Origin of the sequence: Pseudomonas sp. UBA5666 (assembly GCF_002420785.1) — a bacterium.
Taxonomy (GTDB): Bacteria; Pseudomonadota; Gammaproteobacteria; order Pseudomonadales; family Pseudomonadaceae; genus Aquipseudomonas; species Aquipseudomonas fulva.
Genome location: NZ_DIIQ01000051.1, coordinates 78,229 through 97,879, shown reverse-complemented (window position 1 = coordinate 97,879; position 19,651 = coordinate 78,229). Strand labels below are relative to the sequence as shown.

General features: G+C 62.5%; 14 protein-coding genes and 1 pseudogene. 11 read left to right on the top strand and 4 right to left on the bottom strand.

Features of this window, described 5'->3' with window-relative positions:
* Positions 1-234 precede the first annotated feature (234 nt).
* The 4 genes from B2Y33_RS22230 to B2Y33_RS22215 all read left to right on the top strand — a co-directional run bounded on the left by B2Y33_RS22230 (position 235) and on the right by B2Y33_RS22215 (position 6,688).
* On the top strand, positions 235-1,401 hold the full coding sequence (locus B2Y33_RS22230) for an efflux RND transporter periplasmic adaptor subunit (RefSeq protein WP_027914542.1): 1,167 nt from the start codon (positions 235-237) through the stop codon (positions 1,399-1,401).
* Positions 1,402-1,404: 3 nt separating this feature from the next.
* On the top strand, positions 1,405-4,557 hold the full coding sequence (ttgB, locus tag B2Y33_RS22225) for a multidrug efflux RND transporter permease subunit TtgB (protein ID WP_027914541.1): 3,153 nt from the start codon (positions 1,405-1,407) through the stop codon (positions 4,555-4,557).
* The gene (locus tag B2Y33_RS22220; protein ID WP_027914540.1) at positions 4,554-6,008 is read left to right on the top strand and encodes an AdeC/AdeK/OprM family multidrug efflux complex outer membrane factor; all 1,455 of its coding nucleotides are present in this window, start codon (positions 4,554-4,556) and stop codon (positions 6,006-6,008) included. Before ttgB ends, B2Y33_RS22220 begins: the two co-directional genes overlap by 4 nt.
* Before the next feature lie 158 nt (positions 6,009-6,166).
* A complete protein-coding gene (locus B2Y33_RS22215; RefSeq protein WP_104926679.1) occupies positions 6,167-6,688 on the top strand; it encodes a DUF962 domain-containing protein in 522 nt (173 codons plus the stop codon).
* 66 nt (positions 6,689-6,754) lie between these two features.
* Here the strand turns inward: B2Y33_RS22215 and B2Y33_RS22210 are convergent, their stop codons facing one another.
* From B2Y33_RS22210 to pcaR, 3 genes are all read right to left on the bottom strand, one after another.
* The gene (locus B2Y33_RS22210; protein ID WP_023534482.1) at positions 6,755-8,044 is read right to left on the bottom strand and encodes an MFS family transporter; all 1,290 of its coding nucleotides are present in this window, start codon (positions 8,042-8,044) and stop codon (positions 6,755-6,757) included.
* Positions 8,045-8,181: 137 nt separating this feature from the next.
* Positions 8,182-9,384: a 3-oxoadipyl-CoA thiolase gene (pcaF, locus tag B2Y33_RS22205; RefSeq protein ID WP_206405666.1), complete on the bottom strand. Its 1,203-nt coding sequence runs from the start codon at positions 9,382-9,384 to the stop codon at positions 8,182-8,184.
* Positions 9,385-9,568: 184 nt separating this feature from the next.
* A complete protein-coding gene (gene pcaR / locus B2Y33_RS22200; protein WP_230396010.1) occupies positions 9,569-10,444 on the bottom strand; it encodes a pca regulon transcriptional regulator PcaR in 876 nt (291 codons plus the stop codon).
* A 431-nt stretch (positions 10,445-10,875) separates the two neighbouring features.
* On the opposite strand from pcaR, the gene B2Y33_RS22195 reads away from it, so the two are divergent.
* Both B2Y33_RS22195 and B2Y33_RS22190 read left to right on the top strand, forming a co-directional pair.
* Positions 10,876-11,076 (top strand): hypothetical protein, encoded by a 201-nt coding sequence (locus B2Y33_RS22195; protein WP_027914536.1) that lies wholly within the window; start codon positions 10,876-10,878, stop codon positions 11,074-11,076.
* Positions 11,077-11,380: 304 nt separating this feature from the next.
* Positions 11,381-12,853 (top strand): inorganic phosphate transporter, encoded by a 1,473-nt coding sequence (locus B2Y33_RS22190; protein ID WP_023534437.1) that lies wholly within the window; start codon positions 11,381-11,383, stop codon positions 12,851-12,853.
* Between the two features lie 66 nt (positions 12,854-12,919).
* On the opposite strand, the gene B2Y33_RS22185 is transcribed toward B2Y33_RS22190, so the two are convergent.
* Positions 12,920-14,395, bottom strand: a complete 1,476-nt coding sequence (locus tag B2Y33_RS22185) for a helicase HerA-like domain-containing protein (RefSeq protein WP_027914535.1) — start codon at positions 14,393-14,395, stop codon at positions 12,920-12,922.
* Between the two features lie 167 nt (positions 14,396-14,562).
* Here B2Y33_RS22185 and B2Y33_RS23335 point away from each other — a divergent pair.
* The 5 genes and pseudogenes from B2Y33_RS23335 to B2Y33_RS22165 all read left to right on the top strand — a co-directional run.
* A pseudogene (locus B2Y33_RS23335) lies at positions 14,563-15,579 on the top strand (HAMP domain-containing protein); the annotation flags it as partial.
* Positions 15,580-15,672: 93 nt separating this feature from the next.
* Complete coding sequence (locus tag B2Y33_RS23330; RefSeq protein WP_371259667.1) at positions 15,673-16,437, top strand: methyl-accepting chemotaxis protein; 765 nt, start codon at positions 15,673-15,675, stop codon at positions 16,435-16,437.
* 165 nt (positions 16,438-16,602) lie between these two features.
* Positions 16,603-17,724: a glycosyltransferase family 4 protein gene (locus tag B2Y33_RS22175; RefSeq protein ID WP_027914533.1), complete on the top strand. Its 1,122-nt coding sequence runs from the start codon at positions 16,603-16,605 to the stop codon at positions 17,722-17,724.
* Complete coding sequence (locus tag B2Y33_RS22170) at positions 17,717-18,481, top strand: DUF2334 domain-containing protein (RefSeq protein ID WP_027914532.1); 765 nt, start codon at positions 17,717-17,719, stop codon at positions 18,479-18,481. The genes B2Y33_RS22175 and B2Y33_RS22170 overlap by 8 nt, the downstream gene beginning before the upstream one ends.
* Positions 18,478-19,470 (top strand): lysylphosphatidylglycerol synthase transmembrane domain-containing protein, encoded by a 993-nt coding sequence (locus B2Y33_RS22165; protein ID WP_088522922.1) that lies wholly within the window; start codon positions 18,478-18,480, stop codon positions 19,468-19,470. Before B2Y33_RS22170 ends, B2Y33_RS22165 begins: the two co-directional genes overlap by 4 nt.
* Positions 19,471-19,651 lie beyond the last annotated feature (181 nt).

Here is a 19,651-nt window from a genome sequence, read left to right as displayed (position 1 = left end):
CCGAACGCGGCGACGCGTGCGGGAAGGCTCCGGGGCGCCTCTAGGGGCACCTGGCGGATCAAGCTAATCAAGGGCTGTGGCGGTAGCCATGGACAACCCGGCGGTATTTACAAACAACCATGAATGTAAGTATATTCCTTAGCAAGCTATTTATCCACCGGATAGCCATTTATCCAGATCAAGACATTCCATTACTCTTGAGCGTCTCCCTGCTCCTGCGATCCGAGGATTCTCATGCAATTCAAGCCAGCCGTTACCGCCCTGGTTTCAGCCGTAGCCCTCGCAACCCTGCTCAGTGGCTGCAATAAAGAAGACCAAGCCGCGCAGCAGCAACAGCAGCAGCAGGCGCCTCAAGTCGGCGTAGTGACCCTACAGCCGCAGGCCTTCACCTTGACCACTGAGCTGCCAGGCCGCACCAATGCCTACCGGATCGCCGAAGTTCGTCCACAGGTCAACGGGATCATCCTCAAGCGCCTGTTCAAGGAAGGCAGCGAGGTCAAGCAGGGCCAACAGCTGTATCAGATCGACCCGGCCGTCTACGAAGCCAACCTGAGCAAGGCCCAGGCAGACCTGCAGGCTACCCGCTCTCTGGCTGATCGCTACAAGCAGCTGATCGAGGAACAGGCGGTTTCCCGGCAGGAATACGACGACGCCAATGCCAAGCGCCTGCAAGCCGAGGCCTCGCTCAAGAGTGCGCAGATCGACCTGCGCTACACCAAGGTCCTGGCCCCCATCAGCGGCCGCATCGGTCGTTCGGCGGTAACCGAAGGCGCGCTGGTCAACAGCGGCCAGACCAATGCCATGGCCACCATCCAGCAACTGGACCCGATCTACGTCGACGTGACCCAGTCCACTGCCGAGCTGCTCAAGCTGCGGCGCGAGCTGGAAAGCGGCCAACTGCAGCGCGCTGGCGACAACGCAGCGTCGGTGCAACTGGTGCTCGAAGACGGCACCCTGTACAAGCAGGAAGGGCGCCTGGAGTTCTCCGAAGTGGCCGTGGACGAAACCACCGGCTCGGTCACGCTGCGTGCCATCTTCCCCAACCCTGACCACACCCTGTTGCCTGGCATGTTCGTGCATGCACGGCTCAAGGCGGGCGTGAACGCCAATGCCATCCTGGCACCGCAGCAGGGCGTGACGCGCGACCTCAAGGGCGCCCCTACCGCGCTGGTGGTGAACAAGGACAACAAGGTCGAACTGCGCCAGCTCAAGGCCAGCCGTACCGTGGGCAGCGACTGGCTGATCGAGGAAGGCCTGAACCCAGGCGACCGCCTGATCACCGAAGGCTTGCAGTACGTGCGTCCAGGTGCCGAGGTCAAGGTCAGCGAAGCCACCAACGTCAAGAAGCCGGACAGCCCCAACCAGGGCAACGCAGCGAAAGCAGACGCCAAAGCGGAGTAAACCATGTCGAAGTTCTTTATTGATCGCCCGATCTTCGCCTGGGTGATCGCCTTGGTGATCATGCTGGTCGGCGCCTTGTCGATCCTGAAGTTGCCGATCAACCAGTACCCCAGCATCGCCCCACCGGCCATCGCCATTGCCGTGACCTACCCGGGCGCTTCGGCGCAAACCGTGCAGGATACGGTGGTGCAGGTGATCGAACAGCAGCTCAACGGTATCGACAACCTGCGTTATGTGTCGTCGGAAAGTAACTCCGACGGCAGCATGACCATTACTGCCACCTTCGAGCAGGGTACCAACCCCGACACCGCCCAGGTGCAGGTGCAGAACAAGCTCAACCTGGCCACCCCCTTGCTGCCGCAGGAAGTGCAGCAACAGGGTATCCGCGTCACCAAGGCCGTGAAGAACTTCCTGATGGTGATCGGTCTGGTGTCCGAAGACGGCAGCATGACCAAGGACGACCTGGCCAACTACATCGTCTCCAACATGCAGGACCCGATCTCGCGTACGGCCGGTGTGGGTGACTTCCAGGTGTTCGGCGCCCAGTACGCCATGCGCATCTGGCTCGATCCGGCCAAATTGAACAAGTTCCAGCTGACCCCGGTGGACGTCAAGACCGCCGTGGCTGCCCAGAACGTTCAGGTCTCCTCCGGCCAGCTCGGCGGCCTGCCAGCCGTGCCTGGGACGCAGCTCAACGCCACCATCATCGGCAAGACCCGCCTGCAGACTGCCGAGCAGTTCGAGAAGATCCTGCTCAAGGTCAACAACGATGGCTCCCAAGTACGCCTGGGCGATGTGGCCCAGGTCAGCCTGGGCGGCGAGAACTACGCCGTCAGCGCCCAGTTCAACGGCAAGCCCGCCTCGGGCCTGGCCGTCAAGCTGGCCACGGGCGCCAACGCACTGGATACGGCCAAGGCCCTGCGCCAGACCATCGCCGACCTGGAGCCGTTCTTCCCGCCAGGGGTCAAGGCGGTATTCCCGTATGACACCACGCCGGTGGTCACCGAATCGATCAGCGGGGTCATCCATACCCTGATCGAAGCCGTCGTGCTGGTGTTCCTGGTGATGTACCTGTTCCTGCAGAACTTCCGCGCCACCATCATCACCACCATGACCGTACCGGTGGTATTGCTGGGCACCTTCGGCATCCTTGCCGCCGCAGGCTTCAGCATCAACACCCTGACCATGTTCGCCATGGTGCTGGCCATCGGCCTGCTGGTGGACGATGCCATCGTGGTGGTGGAAAACGTCGAGCGGGTGATGTCCGAAGAAGGGCTACCGCCCAAGGAGGCGACCAAGCGCTCCATGGAGCAGATCCAGGGCGCGCTGGTGGGTATCGCCCTGGTGTTGTCGGCCGTATTGCTGCCCATGGCGTTCTTCGGGGGCTCCACCGGTGTGATCTACCGCCAGTTCTCCATCACCATCGTCTCGGCCATGGGCCTGTCGGTGCTGGTGGCGCTGGTCTTCACCCCGGCGCTGTGCGCCACCATGCTCAAGCCTTTGAAAAAGGGCCAGCACCATGAGGCCAAGGGTGGGTTCTTCGGCTGGTTCAACCGCAGCTTCGATCGCAGCGTCAACGGCTACGAGCGCAGCGTGGGGACCATCCTGCGCAACAAGATTCCGTTCCTGTTGGGCTATGCCCTGATCGTGGCCGGCATGATTTTCCTGTTCACCCGCATTCCAACCGCGTTCCTGCCCGAGGAAGACCAGGGCGTACTGTTTGCCCAGGTGCAGACGCCGGCCGGCTCCAGTGCCGAGCGTACCCAGGCAGTGGTCGACCAGATGCGCGAATACCTGCTCAAGGACGAAGCCGACACGGTGTCCTCGGTGTTCACCGTCAACGGCTTCAACTTCGCCGGCCGCGGCCAGAGCTCGGGCATGGCGTTCATCATGCTCAAGCCCTGGGGTGAGCGTACGGCGGAAAACAGCGTGTTCGGCCTTGCCCAGCGGGCGCAGCAGCACTTCTTCAGCTTCCGCGACGCCATGGTCTTCGCGTTCGCCCCACCAGCGGTGCTCGAGCTGGGTAACGCCACAGGCTTCGACGTGTTCCTGCAGGACCGCGGCGGTGTCGGCCATGCCAAGCTGATGGAGGCCCGCAACCAGTTCCTGGCCAAGGCTTCGCAAAGCAAGATCCTCAGCGGTGTACGCCCCAATGGCCTGAACGACGAACCGCAGTACCAGCTGACCATCGATGACGAGCGTGCCAGCGCCCTGGGCGTGACCATCTCGGACATCAACAACACCCTGTCGATTGCCTTCGGTGCCAGCTACGTCAACGACTTCATCGACCGCGGCCGGGTCAAGAAGGTCTACATCCAGGGCGAAGCCAATGCCCGGATGAGCCCGGAAGACCTGCAGAAGTGGTATGTGCGCAACGCCGATGGCGAAATGGTGCCGTTCTCTTCGTTCGCCAAAGGTGAATGGACCTACGGCTCGCCCAAGCTCTCGCGCTACAACGGCGTAGAAGCCATGGAAATCCTCGGTGCGCCTGCCCCTGGCTACAGTACCGGTGAGGCCATGGCCGAGGTCGAGCGCATCGCCGGCGAACTGCCAAGCGGCGTAGGTTTCTCCTGGACGGGCATGTCCTACGAGGAGAAGCTGTCTGGTTCGCAAATGCCGGCCCTGTTCGCCCTGTCGCTGCTGTTCGTGTTCCTGTGCCTGGCAGCGCTGTACGAAAGCTGGTCGATTCCGATCGCCGTGGTGCTGGTGGTGCCACTGGGCATCATCGGTGCGTTGATCGCTACCAGCCTGCGCGGGCTGTCCAATGACGTGTACTTCCTGGTCGGCCTCTTGACCACCATCGGCCTGGCGGCCAAGAACGCCATTCTGATCGTCGAGTTCGCCAAGGAATTGCACGAGCAGGGCCGCAGCCTGTACGACGCGGCGATCGAGGCGTGCCGCATGCGTTTGCGCCCGATCATCATGACCTCGCTGGCCTTCATCCTCGGCGTGGTACCGTTGACCATCGCCAGCGGCGCTGGCGCCGGCAGCCAGCACGCCATTGGTACCGGCGTGATCGGCGGCATGATCAGTGCGACCGTGCTGGCCATCTTCTGGGTACCGTTGTTCTTCGTCGCAGTGTCGTCGCTGTTCGGCAGCAAAGAGCCGAAAAAAGATGACACCCCTGAAACTCCACGTTATGAGGCTGGGCAATGACCAAGTCTTTGTTGTCCCTGGCAGTCACCGCTTTCATCCTCGGCGGCTGCTCGCTGATCCCCGACTACCAGACCCCGGAAGCACCGGTGGCTGAGCAGTGGCCGCAAGGTCCGGCCTACTCGCCCACCCAGTCGGCGGACGTCGCTGCCGCTGAACAGGGCTGGCGGCAGTTCTTCAACGACCCGGCGCTGCAGCAACTGATCCAGACCGCGCTGGTCAACAACCGGGACCTGCGCGTCGCGGCGCTGAACATCGACGCCTACCGCGCCCAGTACCGCATCCAGCGTGCGGACCTGTTCCCGGCGGTGTCGGCCAACGGCAGTGGCAGCCGTCAACGCATCCCGGCGAACATGTCGCAGACTGGCCAGTCGGGCATCACCAGCCAGTATTCGGCAACCCTGGGCGTCAGTGCCTATGAACTCGACCTGTTCGGCCGCGTGCGCAGCCTTTCGGAACAGGCGCTGGAGACCTACCTGTCCAGCGAGCAGGCGCGTCGCTCCACCCAGATCAGCCTGGTGGCGAGCGTGGCGAACGCCTATTACACCTGGCAGGCCGACCAGGCGCTGTTCAAGCTGACCGAGGAAACCCTGAAGAACTACCAGGAAAGCTACAACCTCACCCGGCGCAGCAACGAGGTGGGCGTGGCGTCGGCGCTGGACCTGAGCCAGGCCCGCACGGCTGTCGAAGGCGCCCGGGTCAAGTACTCGCAGTACCAGCGCCTGGTCGCCCAGGACGTGAACAGCCTGACTGTCCTGCTGGGGACCGGCATCCCCACAAACCTGCCTGAACCGCTGCGCCTGGACGCCGATCAACTGGCCGAAGTACCGGCAGGCCTGCCGTCGGACCTGTTGCAGCGCCGCCCTGACATCCAGGAGGCCGAGCACCTGCTCAAGGCGGCCAACGCCAACATCGGCGCTGCCCGCGCGGCCTTCTTCCCCAGCATCAGCCTGACGGCCAATGCGGGCACCTTGAGCACCGACATGGGCGGGCTGTTCAAGGGTGGGTCGGGCACCTGGCTGTTCCAGCCGCAGATCAACCTGCCGATCTTCACCGCCGGCAGCCTGAAAGCGAGCCTTGACTACGCCAAGATCCAGAAGGACATCAACGTCGCCCGCTACGAGAAGTCCATCCAGACTGCGTTCCAGGAAGTATCCGATGGGCTGGCCGCGCGCAAGACCTTCGAGGAGCAGTTGCAAGCTCAGCGGGACCTGGTGCAAGCCAACCAGGACTACTACCGCCTGGCCGAGCGTCGGTACCGTATCGGCATCGACAGCAACCTGACGTTCCTCGACGCCCAGCGCAACCTGTTCAGTGCGCAGCAGGCGCTGATCGGTGACCGCCTTTCGCAGCTGACCAGCGAAGTCAACCTGTACAAGGCACTCGGTGGCGGCTGGTACGAGCGCACCGGGCAGGCCAATCAGCAGGCCTCGGTACAGACGCCCCGCGGCTGATACCCGCCCGCTTGCTCACCACCCGCCAGGCCTCGACAGACGCGGTGGGTGATGAGCAAGGCGCGGCCCTGGCATTCGCCAGGCTGATGATGATGGTGACCACAGCTATCCTGGGCTATATCGGGCACACCCCGGCAAGCCCACCAGGAGGCAGCACCATGAGCACCCTCGCCGAGCACCTGATCCGCTACGCGGGCTATCACCGCGACCCACGCAACATCGTCACTCATTTCGTCGGCATACCCCTGATCGTCCTGTCCGTGGCCATCCTATTGTCTCGGCCAGGCGGGTCGCTGGGCGGCATTTGGCTGTCTCCTGCCCTGCTTGTCTCGGCGGCGGCCACCTGGTTCTACCTGCGCCTGGAGCTTCGCTTCGGCCTGGTGATGGGCGCCCTGTTGGGCCTGTGCCTGTGGTTAGGTCACCTGCTGGCGGTGCAGACCACGGCGCTGTGGCTGTCGGTGGGCGTGGGTGCGTTCGTGGTGGGCTGGATCATCCAGTTCGTCGGTCATCATTACGAGGGGCGCAAGCCAGCGTTCGTCGATGACATCAGCGGCTTGATCATCGGGCCGCTGTTCGTGGTGGCCGAAGCGGCCTTCATGATGGGCCTGTGCCCTGCCCTCAAGCGTCAGATCGAGCGCGCCGCCGGCCCGGTGGCGGTGCGTAAGGCCGTGCGGCAGTGACAACCTCGACAGGCCGTCCCGATACCGCGGACGGCCCGCCGCGCTTCACGCTCTGTGTCGAGCTCGTCAATGATCGTGGTGCAGGTACTTGGCTTGTTTTGGCAAGCGCAGGCTGAACAGGAAAGCGATGGCCATCATGGCGGTCACGTACCAGTAGAACGTGTTTTCCATGCCCAAGGTCTTGAGCCCCAGGGCCACGTACTCCGCCGACCCGCCAAACACGGCGTTGGCCACCGCGTAGGCAAGCCCCACGCCCAAGGCCCGCACCTGGGGCGGGAACATTTCGGCTTTCACCAGACCACTGATGGAGGTGTAGAAGCTGACGATGCACAACGCCAGGCTCACCAGCACGAACGCCATGAAGGGGCTGCTGACCGTCTTGAGCGCCATGAGCAATGGCACCGTGAACACCGTGCCCAGCGCGCCGAACAACAGCATGGAGTTACGCCGGCCGATGCGGTCGGACAGCATGCCGAAGAACGGCTGCATCACCATGAACAGGAACAGCGCCCCGGTCATTGCGTAGCTGGCGTGCTTGGCGGTCATGCCAGCCGTATTGACCAGGTACTTCTGCATGTAGGTGGTAAAGGTGTAGAAGATCAGCGAGCCGCCAGCGGTGTAGCCCAGCACCGTGATGAAGGCCGCCAGGTGATTGCCGAACAAACCGCGGATACTGCCGGCGTCCTTGTCCTGGCGCGTTTCTGCGCTGCTGGTTTCGTGCAGGGAGCGGCGCAGCATCAAGGAGATGACGGCAGCGATCGCACCGACCACGAAGGGAATTCGCCAGCCCCAGGCGCGCAGCTCGTCTTCGGTCAGCAACTGCTGCAGGATCACCACCACCAATACTGCCAGCAACTGGCCGCCAATCAGGGTCACGTACTGGAACGACGCAAAGAAGCCCCGCTGGCCACGCAGCGCCACTTCGCTCATGTAGGTCGCCGTGGTGCCGTATTCACCCCCCACCGACAGGCCCTGAATCAAGCGCGCCAGCAGCAGCAATGCCGGCGCCCATGTGCCAATACTGGCGTAAGTGGGCAGGCAGGCGATGGCCAAGGACCCGAAGCACATCATCAGTACCGAGATCATCAGCGAGTTCTTGCGACCGTGGCGGTCGGCCAGACGGCCGAAGATCCAGCCGCCGATAGGCCGCATCAGAAAGCCCGCGGCAAACACGCCGGCGGTATTGAGCAGTTGCACGGTCGGGTCATCTGAGGGAAAGAACGCCGGAGCAAAATAAATGGCGCAGAAGGCGTAGACATAGAAGTCGAACCATTCCACCAGGTTGCCTGAAGAGGCGCCGACGATGGCGAAGATGCGTTTGCTACGCTCCTCGCCAGTGTAGTGAGGGGTGGTCATGTCAGTCGTGCTCCTGGAGGAATACAAGGTAAGTCTAGACATACCTGGTTACACAGTCGTTCCGCGTGGTGTGCAATCAAGTGCAGCGAGGCGCTGCCGGCTGCCCTCATCTCTGAGGCACCCGGGCGCAGGCTCCCTCAAAGCCGTTCAATGGCCAGCGCCAGCCCTTGACCGACACCTACGCACATCGTGGCCAAGCCTTTGCGCCCTCCTGTGCGCTCAAGGTGGTGTAGCGCCGTCAGTACCAGGCGCGCACCACTCATGCCCAGCGGGTGGCCCAGTGCGATGGCACCGCCGTTGGGGTTGACCTGGGGCGCATCGTCCGCCACCCCTAGCGCGCGAAGAACGGCCAGCCCCTGGCTGGCGAAGGCCTCGTTGAGTTCAATGACATCGAATACGCTGATGTCGATGCCCAGTCGCTCGATCAGCTTGCGTACCGCAGGCACCGGCCCGATGCCCATGACCCGCGGGGCCACCCCCGCACTGGCCATGCCCAGTACCCTGGCGCGAGCGGTCAGGCCATGGGTGTGCACGGCCTCGGCAGACGCCAGGATCATCGCTGCCGCGCCATCGTTGACCCCCGATGCATTGCCCGCCGTCACCGTTTTGCCCACGCCATTGACGGGGTTGAGCCTGGCCAAGGCCTCAAGGGTGGTATCGGGTCGCACGTGCTCATCGTGCTCTACCCAGGTCTCACCCTTCTTGTGCGCGACGCACACCGGCACGATTTCCTCGGCGAAAAACCCGGCAGCTTGCGCCGCTGCGGCCTTGTGCTGACTGCGCAAGGCAAACGCATCCTGGTCGGCGCGGGAGATGCCATGGTCGTCAGCTACGTTGTCCGCCGTCTGCGGCATGGCATCCACACCGTATTGCGCTTTCATGAGCGGGTTGACGAAACGCCAGCCGATGGTGGTGTCTTCCAGTTGCATGGTACGTGAATAAGCGCTTTGCGCTTTGCCCATGACAAACGGCGCTCGGGACATCGACTCCACGCCGCCCGCGATGGCCAGCTCCATTTCGCCACAGGCGATGGCGCGGAACGCCGCGCCGACGGCCTCCATGCCCGAAGCGCACAAGCGGTTGAGGGTGACACCCGGCACGCATTCAGGCAGCCCGGCCAGCAGCAACGCCATGCGTGCCACGTTACGGTTGTCTTCGCCCGCCTGATTGGCACAACCGAAAAACACCTCGTCCAGGTGCGCCCAGTGCACACCCGGGTTGCGCGCGATCAATGCCTTGAGCGGTACCGCCGCCAAGTCGTCAGCCCGGATGCTGGCAAGGGCGCCACCAAACCGGCCAATGGGCGTGCGAACGGCATCACAAATATAGACCTCGCGCATCTTGCGTCTCCTGCAGTGACCATGGGCGCCGGCGATACAGGCACAATCGGGTCACTGCAACCTGTCCGCCGGGTGGGCATCAGGTTAGGGACAAAGGCGGGGCCGTCACAATTAGCTCAAGGCTGAACTGGGCGATTATCGAACGCTTTGTCAGCAGGCTGTAATGATCCTAAAGCCTTCGCGCTTATCCAAACAGCTGATGGCTGAGCTCTTGGCTGGCTTCCAGTAGTACGGGAAGAAACCGCTGTTCCAGTTCACTGCGCGGTACACGCCCGACGTGGGTACTGACGTTCAGCGCCGCCAGTACCTGGCCTGAGGCGTCGTAGACGGGCACGGCCACCGAGCGCAGGCCTTGTTCGAGTTCCTGGTCGACCACGCACCATCCCTGGCTACGCACTTGCTCGATGCAGGCGAACAGCGACGGGGCGTCGTGCAGGGTACGGCTGGTGCGGGCCTTGAGGTCGGCACGATCGAAGTATTCGCGCAAGCTGGTGTCGTCCATGGCCGCCAGGAGGATGCGGCCCATGGACGTGCAATACGCCGGGAGCCGTCCACCGACCGACAGGTCTACCGAGATCAGGCGCTCTACCGTCGCCGAGCGGGCGATGTACAGAATGTCGTCCCCTTCGAGGGTCGCCATGTTGGCCGCCTCGTGCAACTGGTCGCTGATACGGTCCAGGTAAGGCTGCGCGGAAATGGCCAGGGGTGTCGATGACAGGTACGCATGGCCGAGCGTCAGCACTTTGGGCAGCAAGGAGTAGGTACGCCCGTCGGTGGTCGCGTAGCCCAGCTTCATCAGCGTATGCAGGCATCGGCGCACTGCCGCCCGAGGTATTTCGGTGCGATGGCTGATTTGCGCGATGGTCAGGTGCCGCTTGCGTTCCTGAAATGCCTGTATGACGGCAAGCCCACGCGCCAGGGAGGTCATGAAGTCAGGATCGCCGGTGAACGCCTGAATGCGTTTGGCCGGCGATGCCACGATTGGCGGGGCCAGGGCGGGTGCCGGACTGCGTGCTGCTTCGGGCAGAGCACTGTCACGGGCTGTTTTATCGTCATTCATCGCACACCTCAACAAAATCGCCGACTTGTGCGATTATCGAACAACCGGCCGATAATCGCAATTGACCGGCGACACGTTTGCTTATACCTTTCCAGTGCCACTTGTGGCTTCTTTGGAGAGACTGGTCAGGTACCCACCGTAGAAGTCCCAGGCAACGGCCCTGCCAATTGGTGGGGCCGTTTTGTTTTTGCGGTGTGCATCACGTGCGATATCGAACTTTCACACGTTGTGGTTTTCTTAATATCGACATGTCTTTGATTGCCCGTCGGGCCAATCCCATCACACTGGCCTTATTCGAGTGTTGATATACTCCGGTCGTCTAGTTGGACGACGCGTCGATCCAGGTCCCGCCGGCAAGTTAAGTGTCGATATCGTCTAACGGTTTACGCCGACAGGGCGGTCCTCTTTCCAATTCAATTCAGGTACTGCATGTGACAAAAGAAGAACTGCGCGCAGAACTCGAGCGCCAGGCTGAGCGTTTCAAGGATGTGTATGGCGGCGAAGTGACCACCTATGCGGCACAGCCGGAACCGGAACGCAAACCCTGGCGCAAACGCGCCAACATGCGCGACCAGGCGTTCAGCCAGGAGCTGGAACGCATGGAGAAGGAATTGCGCAGCGCTAACCCCTAGCCCTTTGCCCAATCGTCAAAGCGCTAGGGGTGCCCAGAGCGCGTAATTGCTCTGGCGCAATGGTTGTAATGGAATTTCACAAATTTCATACGGGCGTTTAAAACGATTAACCGCCTCACCTTCCGCGCATTTTGCTGATTTTTCGCTGACGTTGAACTCATTTGGCTTCGATAATGTTGACCGACGTGCAGTGGCAGACGGCAATTTCTGACCTGGGCGACATGATCAGCGGCTGCCGCGGGTGCATCGATTGCCAACGTTTTCTGGCATAATCCGGCCCCCCTACGACCGCCAGACAACCTTCATGATCGATTTATTCAGCGGACTGGATGCCTGGGTATTGGTGAGCTTGCTGCTCGCCTTGACCTTCGTGCTCGCCTTCGAGTTCATCAATGGCTTTCATGACACCGCCAACGCGGTAGCCACCGTCATCTACACCAAAGCCATGCCACCACACCTGGCCGTGTTCTTCTCCGGCGTGTTCAACTTCCTTGGCGTTCTGCTGGGTGGGGTCGGGGTGGCTTATGCCATCGTGCACCTGCTTCCGGTAGAGCTGCTGATCAATGTGAACACCGGGCACGGCCTGGCCATGGTCTTCTCGCTGCTGGCCGCAGCTATTACCTGGAACCTGGGCACCTGGTACTTCGGTATTCCTGCGTCCAGTTCGCATACCCTGATCGGCTCGATCCTGGGCGTGGGCCTGGCCAACGCGCTCATCAACGACATTCCGCTGGGTGACGGCGTCAATTGGCAGAAAGCCATCGATATCGCCATGTCCCTGGTGGTTTCGCCGATCGCCGGGTTTGCCGTGGCCGCGCTGGTCCTGCTTGGCCTGAAATGGTGGCGCCCGCTGTCGAAGATGCACAAGACGCCTGAGCAACGCCGCAAACTGGACGACAAGAAGCACCCGCCTTTCTGGAATCGTCTGGTGCTGGTGATTTCGGCCATGGGCGTGAGCTTCGTGCACGGCTCCAATGACGGTCAGAAAGGCATTGGCCTGATCATGCTGGTATTGATCGGCATCGTACCGGCCAAGTTCGTGCTCGACCTGAACAGCACCACCTACCAGATCGAACGCACCCGTGATGCCACGTTGCACATGAGCCAGTTCTACGAGCGCAACGCTGCCACGCTGGGCGAATTCCTGGCGCTGGGCAAGGCCAAGGCCAGTGACCTGCCTGAACAGTTCAGCTGCAATCCCCAGCAGACCGAGCCGACCATCGCCGCGCTGCAGTCCTCGCTGCAGGGCGTGACCGACTACAGGGCCCTGGACGCGGACAAGCGTGTAGAAGTACGCCGTTACCTGCTGTGCCTGGACGACACCGCGAAAAAGGTTGGCAAGTTGCCGGGCCTGGATGCGCGTGAAAAGTCCGACCTGGAAAAGCTGCGCAAGGACCTGACCGCCACCACTGAGTACGCTCCGTTCTGGGTGATCGTGGCCGTTGCCCTGGCCCTGGGCCTGGGCACCATGGTTGGCTGGCGCCGCGTGGTGTTGACCGTCGGCGAGAAGATTGGCAAACAGGGCATGACCTATGCCCAGGGCATGTCGGCGCAGATCACCGCGGCCTGCGCCATTGGCATGGCCAACGTGTTCGCGCTGCCGGTTTCAACCACGCATGTGCTGTCTTCCGGCGTTGCCGGCACCATGGTCGCCAACAAAAGCGGCCTGCAGGGCGGTACGGTGAAGACCATCCTGATGGCGTGGGTGCTGACCCTGCCCGCCTCGATGGGGCTTGCCGCCGGCCTGTTCTGGTTGGCGTCCAAGGCAATCGGCTGACCTCAGCCCATAGAAAAAGGCGCCGTCGGGCGCCTTTTTTATGGGCGATGGTTTCACACCGCGCAGCTACTTCTTTTTCCCGCCCAGCAACGAGCCCATCAGCCCGCGCACCAGCTGCCGCCCCAGTTGATTGGCAGCCTGACGCATCGCCGACTTGATCGCCTGCCCGGCCGCGCCTTGCAGAAATTCGCCCGCCTTTTCAGCGAAACTGCTGTCATCAGCCTTGGGTTGCGGCGCGGGCTCCACCGCTTCGCCCTTGCGTTGGTTGAGCCTTTCGTAAGCCGACTCCCGGTCTATGGGTTTGTCATAACGGCCAACCAAGGGGGACCGCGCAATCAGTGCACTGCGCTCGGCCTCACTCAACGGGCCGATGCGCGATTGCGGTGGGGCGACCAGCACTCGCTGCACACTGGCAGGTGTTCCCTTGTCCTCGAGCGTGCCGACCAGTGCCTCGCCGATGCCCAGCTCGGTCAGCGAGGACAATGCATCGAATGAAGGGTTGGGGCGAAAGCCCTCGGCTACGGCGCGTAGCGCCTTCTGCTCCTTGGCCGTATACGCCCGCAAGCCATGCTGGATTCGCAGGCCCAACTGGGCAAGGACTGCATCGGGCAGGTCGGCTGGGGACTGGGTGACGAAATACACCCCGACCCCTTTTGAGCGAATCAGCCGCACCACCTGCTCCAGGCGGTCTTGCAAGGCCTTGGGCGTGTCCTTGAACAGCAGGTGCGCTTCATCGAAGAACAGCGCCAGCACCGGTTTTTCGGCATCACCACGCTCGGGCAGTTGCTCGAACAGTTCGGCCAGCAGCCACAGTAGAAACGTGGCGTAGACCTTGGGTGCCTCATGCACCAGGCGGCTGGCGTCGAGCAAATGGATGCGCCCTCGCCCATCCGGGTCGGGCCGCAGAATGTCTTCGAGCTGCAATGCCGGCTCACCAAACAACGCCTCTGCCCCCTGCTGCTCCAGGGTGGCCAGCCGGCGCAGCAACGCCTGGACGGACGCGCCGGTAACCAGCGCACTGTCTTCGCCCAGCACCTGCGGGTTGTCCTTCAGGTGGCCAAGCAGCGCTTTGAGGTCCTTGAGGTCCAGCAACAGCAAGCCTTCGCGATCGGCCACCTTGAAACTGGCATACAGCGCCGCCTGTTGGCTATCGGTGAGCTCAAGCAAGTTGCCTAGCAGCAAAGGCCCCATTTCGCTGATCGTGGTACGCAACGGATGCCCCGACTGGCCCGCGATGTCCCACACGCTGACTGGGTAGGCCTGTGGCTGGTGGTGCAACCAAGGCATCCCTGCGATGCGCTCGGCCACCTTGCCCTCAGGCGCGCCTTTGGCGCCTAGCCCACACAGGTCGCCCTTGACGTCGGCCGCGAACACCGCCACGCCGGCATCACTGAAAGCCTCGGCCAAGTGTTGCAGGGTCACGGTCTTGCCGGTACCGGTGGCCCCCGCCACCAACCCGTGCCGGTTGGCAAGCCGCATCGCTTGCCCTACGGGCTGGCCATCAGGGCTTGATCCTACAACGATAAATGAAGATTCCGACATCTCTTTAATCCTCTGCTCAAGCTTTGTCTTACTTCGGCCGATACCTCTGGGTGATATTCGCCTTACTCAGAGAGAACAACCGAAAAAGGACTTTTCGGGATGTTGCACTGGCTGGGCCCTACAGCTGCGAACGCCTGATACAAAACCTTAGCGGACCCGATGATTTCATGAACAAAAGCCTTCGTTTCAGCCACAAGATTCTGCTGGCAGCATCACTGATCGTGATCCTCGCATTCAGCCTGTTCACCCTCTACAACGATTACCTGCAGCGTAATGCGATTCGCGAGGACCTTCAGGACTACCTGACTGAGATGGGCGCCTCTACGTCGACCAACATCCGCAGTTTGTTCGAGGGACGTATCAAACTGGTCGAGAACCTAGCGCAGAATATCGCCCAGCAACCGGCCAATGCTGAAACCCTGATGGGCCAGCAGGCGCTGATATCGAGTTTCCTTACCGTTTACCTGGGCAGGGTCGATGGCAGCTTCAGCGTGCGCCCGGATGCAAAGATGCCTGACGGGTACGATCCCCGCACACGCCCCTGGTACAAGGATGGCATGAGTGCCAGCGGCACCCTGCTGACCGAACCCTACATCGACATGACCACCAACAAGATGGTGATCGGCATCCTCGACAAGGTGGCCGATTCGGTGGGAGTGGTCGGTGGTGACCTGGCACTGGACGGCCTGGCGCAAATCATCAACTCGCTGAACTTCGGCGGCATGGGGTATGCCTTCCTGGTAAACGACCAAGGCAAGATCCTGGTCCACCCGGATCAAGGCCTGGTGATGAAATCATTGTCAGACCTGTTCCCCGAGCGCACACCGAAGCTCACCCCTGAGCTGACCGAAGTGCAAAGTGACGGCCATGCCCGCCTGCTGACGTTCACACCGGTGACCGGCTTGCCTTCGGCCAACTGGTACATCGGCCTGTCGGTGGACAAGGACAAGGCCTTCGCGATGCTCAGCACGTTCCGCACCTCCGCCGTGATCGCCACCGTGGTGGCCGTGGTGATCATCATCGCCCTGCTGGGGCTGCTGATCCGTGTGCTGATGCAGCCGCTGCACACCATGACACGGGCCATGGAGGACATCGCCGAGGGCGAAGGCGACCTCACCAAGCGCCTGCGCATCCACCATCACGACGAGTTCGGCATCCTGGGCAACGCCTTCAACCGCTTCGTCGAGCGTATCCACGGCTCGATCCGTGAAGTGTCCTCGGCCACCGAGCAGGTGAACGAAGTCGCGTTGCGTGTGATCAGTGCGTCCAATTCGTCGATGACCAATTCCGACGAACAATCCAACCGCACCAACAGCGTGGCGGCCGCCATCAACGAGCTGGGCGCTGCCGCCCAGGAGATCGCCGGCAATGCGGCGCAGGCTTCTCAGCATGCAAGTTCTGCACGGCGTCTGGCTGAAGAAGGCCAGCAAGTGGTCGATCGCAACATCGCCGCCATGAACCGGCTTTCCGACTTGATCGTGACGTCCAGCGCCCACATCGAGACGCTCAACAGTAAAACCGTCAACATCGGCCAGATTCTCGAAGTGATCACCAGCATTTCCCAGCAGACCAACCTGCTGGCGCTCAACGCCGCCATCGAGGCCGCGCGTGCCGGTGAAGCGGGTCGTGGTTTCGCAGTGGTGGCCGACGAAGTGCGTAACCTGGCCCATCGCACCCAGGAATCCGCGCAGCAGGTCCAGGGCATGATCGAGGAGCTGCAAGTGGGCGCCCGCGAGTCGGTCGATACCATGGACCAGAGCCAGCGCCACAGCCTGGACAGTGTGCAGATCGCCAACCAGGCCGGTGAGCGGCTGGACAGTGTCACCGTGCGTATTGGCGAAATCGATGGCATGAACCAGTCCGTGGCCACGGCCACCGAGGAGCAGACGGCCGTGGTCGAAGCCATCAATATGGATATCAACGAAATCAACATGCTCAATCAGGAAGGCGTCGAAAACCTGCAGGCGACGCTGCGTGCCTGTTCCGACTTGGAACAGCAGGCCAGCCGTCTGAAACACCTGGTCGGCACCTTCCGTATCTGAAGCCGGCACCGACCCGCCGAGCGCCTTTGCCTGGCGCTCGGCTGCCGGGCGATCAACCGCACAAGCTGATCGAACAAACTATCCTTCTGAAAGGTCAACTTCATGGCATGTCAACGCCGGTTTCGTTACCGCGCGATGACAGACCCGAAAGACGATCCCGGAGGGATGCAGATCGTGCACATTGCCGACATCACCATGTTCTACGCCCCGGCCAGCGGCGGCGTACGCACTTACCTTGATGCCAAACACCACCGCCTGGATGCCCTACAAGGTGTCCGTCACAGCCTGTTGATCCCCGGCGCCAGCGCTCGGCATGAAGGCGGTGTCTATCATGTGCCTGCACTACCCCTGCCCTTTGGCAAAGGCTACCGCTTTCCGGTACGCCTGGCGCCATGGTGCAACACGCTGCGCACGCTAAAGCCAGACCTGATCGAGGTCGGCGACCCGTACCTGACCGCCTGGGCGGCGCTTGAAGCGCGCCGTCAGCTGGACGTACCGGTCATTGGTTTCTATCACTCCGACCTGCCGCTGTTGGTGAGCAACCGCATGGGTAATTGGTTCACGCCCAACGTCGAGGCCTATGTCAGCAAGTTGTATGGCAATTTCGACCGCGTGCTCGCACCGAGCAAGGTCATGGCAGACAAGCTCCGCCGCCTGGGGGTACGTGATGTTCACGTGCAGCCGCTGGGCGTGGACCTGGAAACCTTCAACCCCGCACGCCGCGATCCACAGGTGCGGGCCGAACTGGGCATCGCCGACACCTGCCGGCTGCTGATCTATGCAGGCCGAGGCTCTCGGGAGAAGAACCTGCCCGTGCTGCTCGACTGCATGCGGCAGCTGGGGCGCGGGTATCACCTGCTGCTGGTGGGGTCCAACATGCCCGCCAATGTGCCCGACAACGTCAGCGTGATCGGCCAGTTCTGCCCACCTGACCAGGTGGCTCGCCTGATGGCCAGCGCCGACCTGTTGGTGCATGCCGGCGACCAGGAAACCTTCGGCCTGGTCATCCTCGAAGCCATGGCCAGTGGCACGCCCGTGGTTGCAGTGCGTGCCGGCGCCTTCGGCGAAATCGTCAACGACCAGTGCGGGCGCTTGTGCCAACCCAATGATGCCCGAGCAATGGCCCTGGCGGTGCGCGAGGCGTTCGAAGCCGGGGCGCGCAAGCTCGGTGCACAGGCCAGGCGACATGTAGAGCAGCATTACTCATGGGACAACGTGGTCAATGGCCTGCTTGAGCATTACCAGGCTGTACTTGGCCATCAACAGCAGGTGCGGGCACATGCTTGAGTCCGGTACCCGTTCCCGTAGCGTGATGCTGGTGCTGCATGATGTGGCCCCAGAGACGTGGCCAGATTACGAGCCGTTCGTGCAGGCGGTCGATGCATTGGGTAACGTGCCCATGACCTGGCTGGTGGTGCCCGACTTTCATCGGCGCAACCTGCTGACTCAGTCTCCCGGCTTCTGCCAGTTGCTCGATCGCCGTCTGGCCGCGGGTGACGAGCTGGCCCTGCACGGTTATGCCCATGCCGATGAGGGCCCCACGCCGCGTACGCCCGTGGACTACTTCATGCGGCGGATCTATACCCATGAAGGCGAGTTCTACGCGCTGGACGAACACCAGGCCATCGCCCGGCTACAAGACGGCCTGGCGTTGTTCGACCGTCAAGGCTGGCCCGTAGCAGGCTTCGTGGCCCCCGCGTGGCTGATGAGCCAGGGCACGCGGCAAGCGCTGCGCCAACTGCCGCTCAAATACACCAGCACCCCGCAGCACCTCTATCGCCTGCCGGACTTTACCGCCATCGATGCACCCGGTTTGGTCTGGAGCGCGCGCAGCGCCTGGCGCCGTGGTGTGTCGCGGGTGCTCAGCGACTGGCAATGTCGACGCTGGCAAGGTGCTAACACCCTGCGCCTGGGGCTGCACCCGGTGGACATGCGCCATCAATACTCACGGGACTACTGGCTGCGCACCCTTGAAAAACTGATCGAAGACGGGCGCGAACCCTTGACCAAGTCAGCCTGGCTGGAGCGGCAGGTGGCAGCATGAACCGCTGGCTGCTGCTGGGCTTGGCGCTGCTGGGCGCAGCGTTGGTGCCGGCACTGTTGGGCGGCAGCGAATTGCTGCCCAAGCTGAGCCGCTTCGACCCGCAGCTGTTGATGACGCTGGTGGGCATGATTCTGCTGTGCTGGGTGATCAACGCCTGCCGGATGCGCCTGCTGCTAGGCGATCAGGCAGTGCGCGTGTCGCGGGTGCGCACCTTGGGTGTGGTCATGGCCACCGAATTCGCCATCTGTACCACTCCAGGTGGTGGCGGCGGTCCCCTGACCCTGATGGCCTTGCTGGCCCGCGAGGGCATCAGCGCAGCCCGCAGCGGCGCGGTGTTCGCGATGGATCAGCTCAATGACTTGGTGTTTTTCTTCTGCGCCATGCTGGCGATCGCCGGCTATGCGTTGTTTCACAGCCTGGGGCGCAGCCAGGAAAGCATGTTGCTGGGCAGTGCGGCACTGCTGTGCGCGGCGCTGGCAGGCGTGGTGGCGTTGCTGCGCTACCGGCGCAAGGTGATGCGGCTGAATGGCAGGCTGCTGCAGCGCCTGGGTACCAGCGCACCGCGCAAACGGCGCTGGGCCCGTAAGCTGCTTCGTTTCGTGCAGGCACTGGCGCAAACCTGGCAGCTACCCAAGCGCACCCTGTTTCTGGTGTTCAGCCTGACGTGCGTCCACTGGGGGCTGCGCTTTAGCGTGCTGTACCTAGTGGTCAAGGGCCTGGGCGTGGAGCTGGCCTGGATCCCCAGTTTCCTGGTCCAGATGCTCTCGCTCAGCGCCGGTCAGTTCAGCATGATGCCCGGCGGCGCAGGCGCTGCCGAGCTGACCTCGGCCAGCCTGCTGACACCCATGGTGGGCAGCTCGACGGCGGCAGCGGCGATCCTGATCTGGCGCGCAATCACTTACTACCTGTATCTGCTCGCCGGAGGGCCTGTGTTCGTGTGCCTGCTGGCACGTCCGCTGCTGGAGCGCTGGCGGCGTCAGGTGGGTTGAGCGCTTGCCAAAGCGCAGCGGCACCGGGGAAGTCGGTGCCGTCGGTGTCCTGCAACGCGTCTGGATCGTAGCGGGCCAGGCAACCCTGGCCCACTACAGGGGGTGGAGAGGCTGTAGGCGTACCGCGCCGTCCCATTGGTCGATCCTCACGTTGCTCAAGAGGGTTGATAGCAGCCCTGCT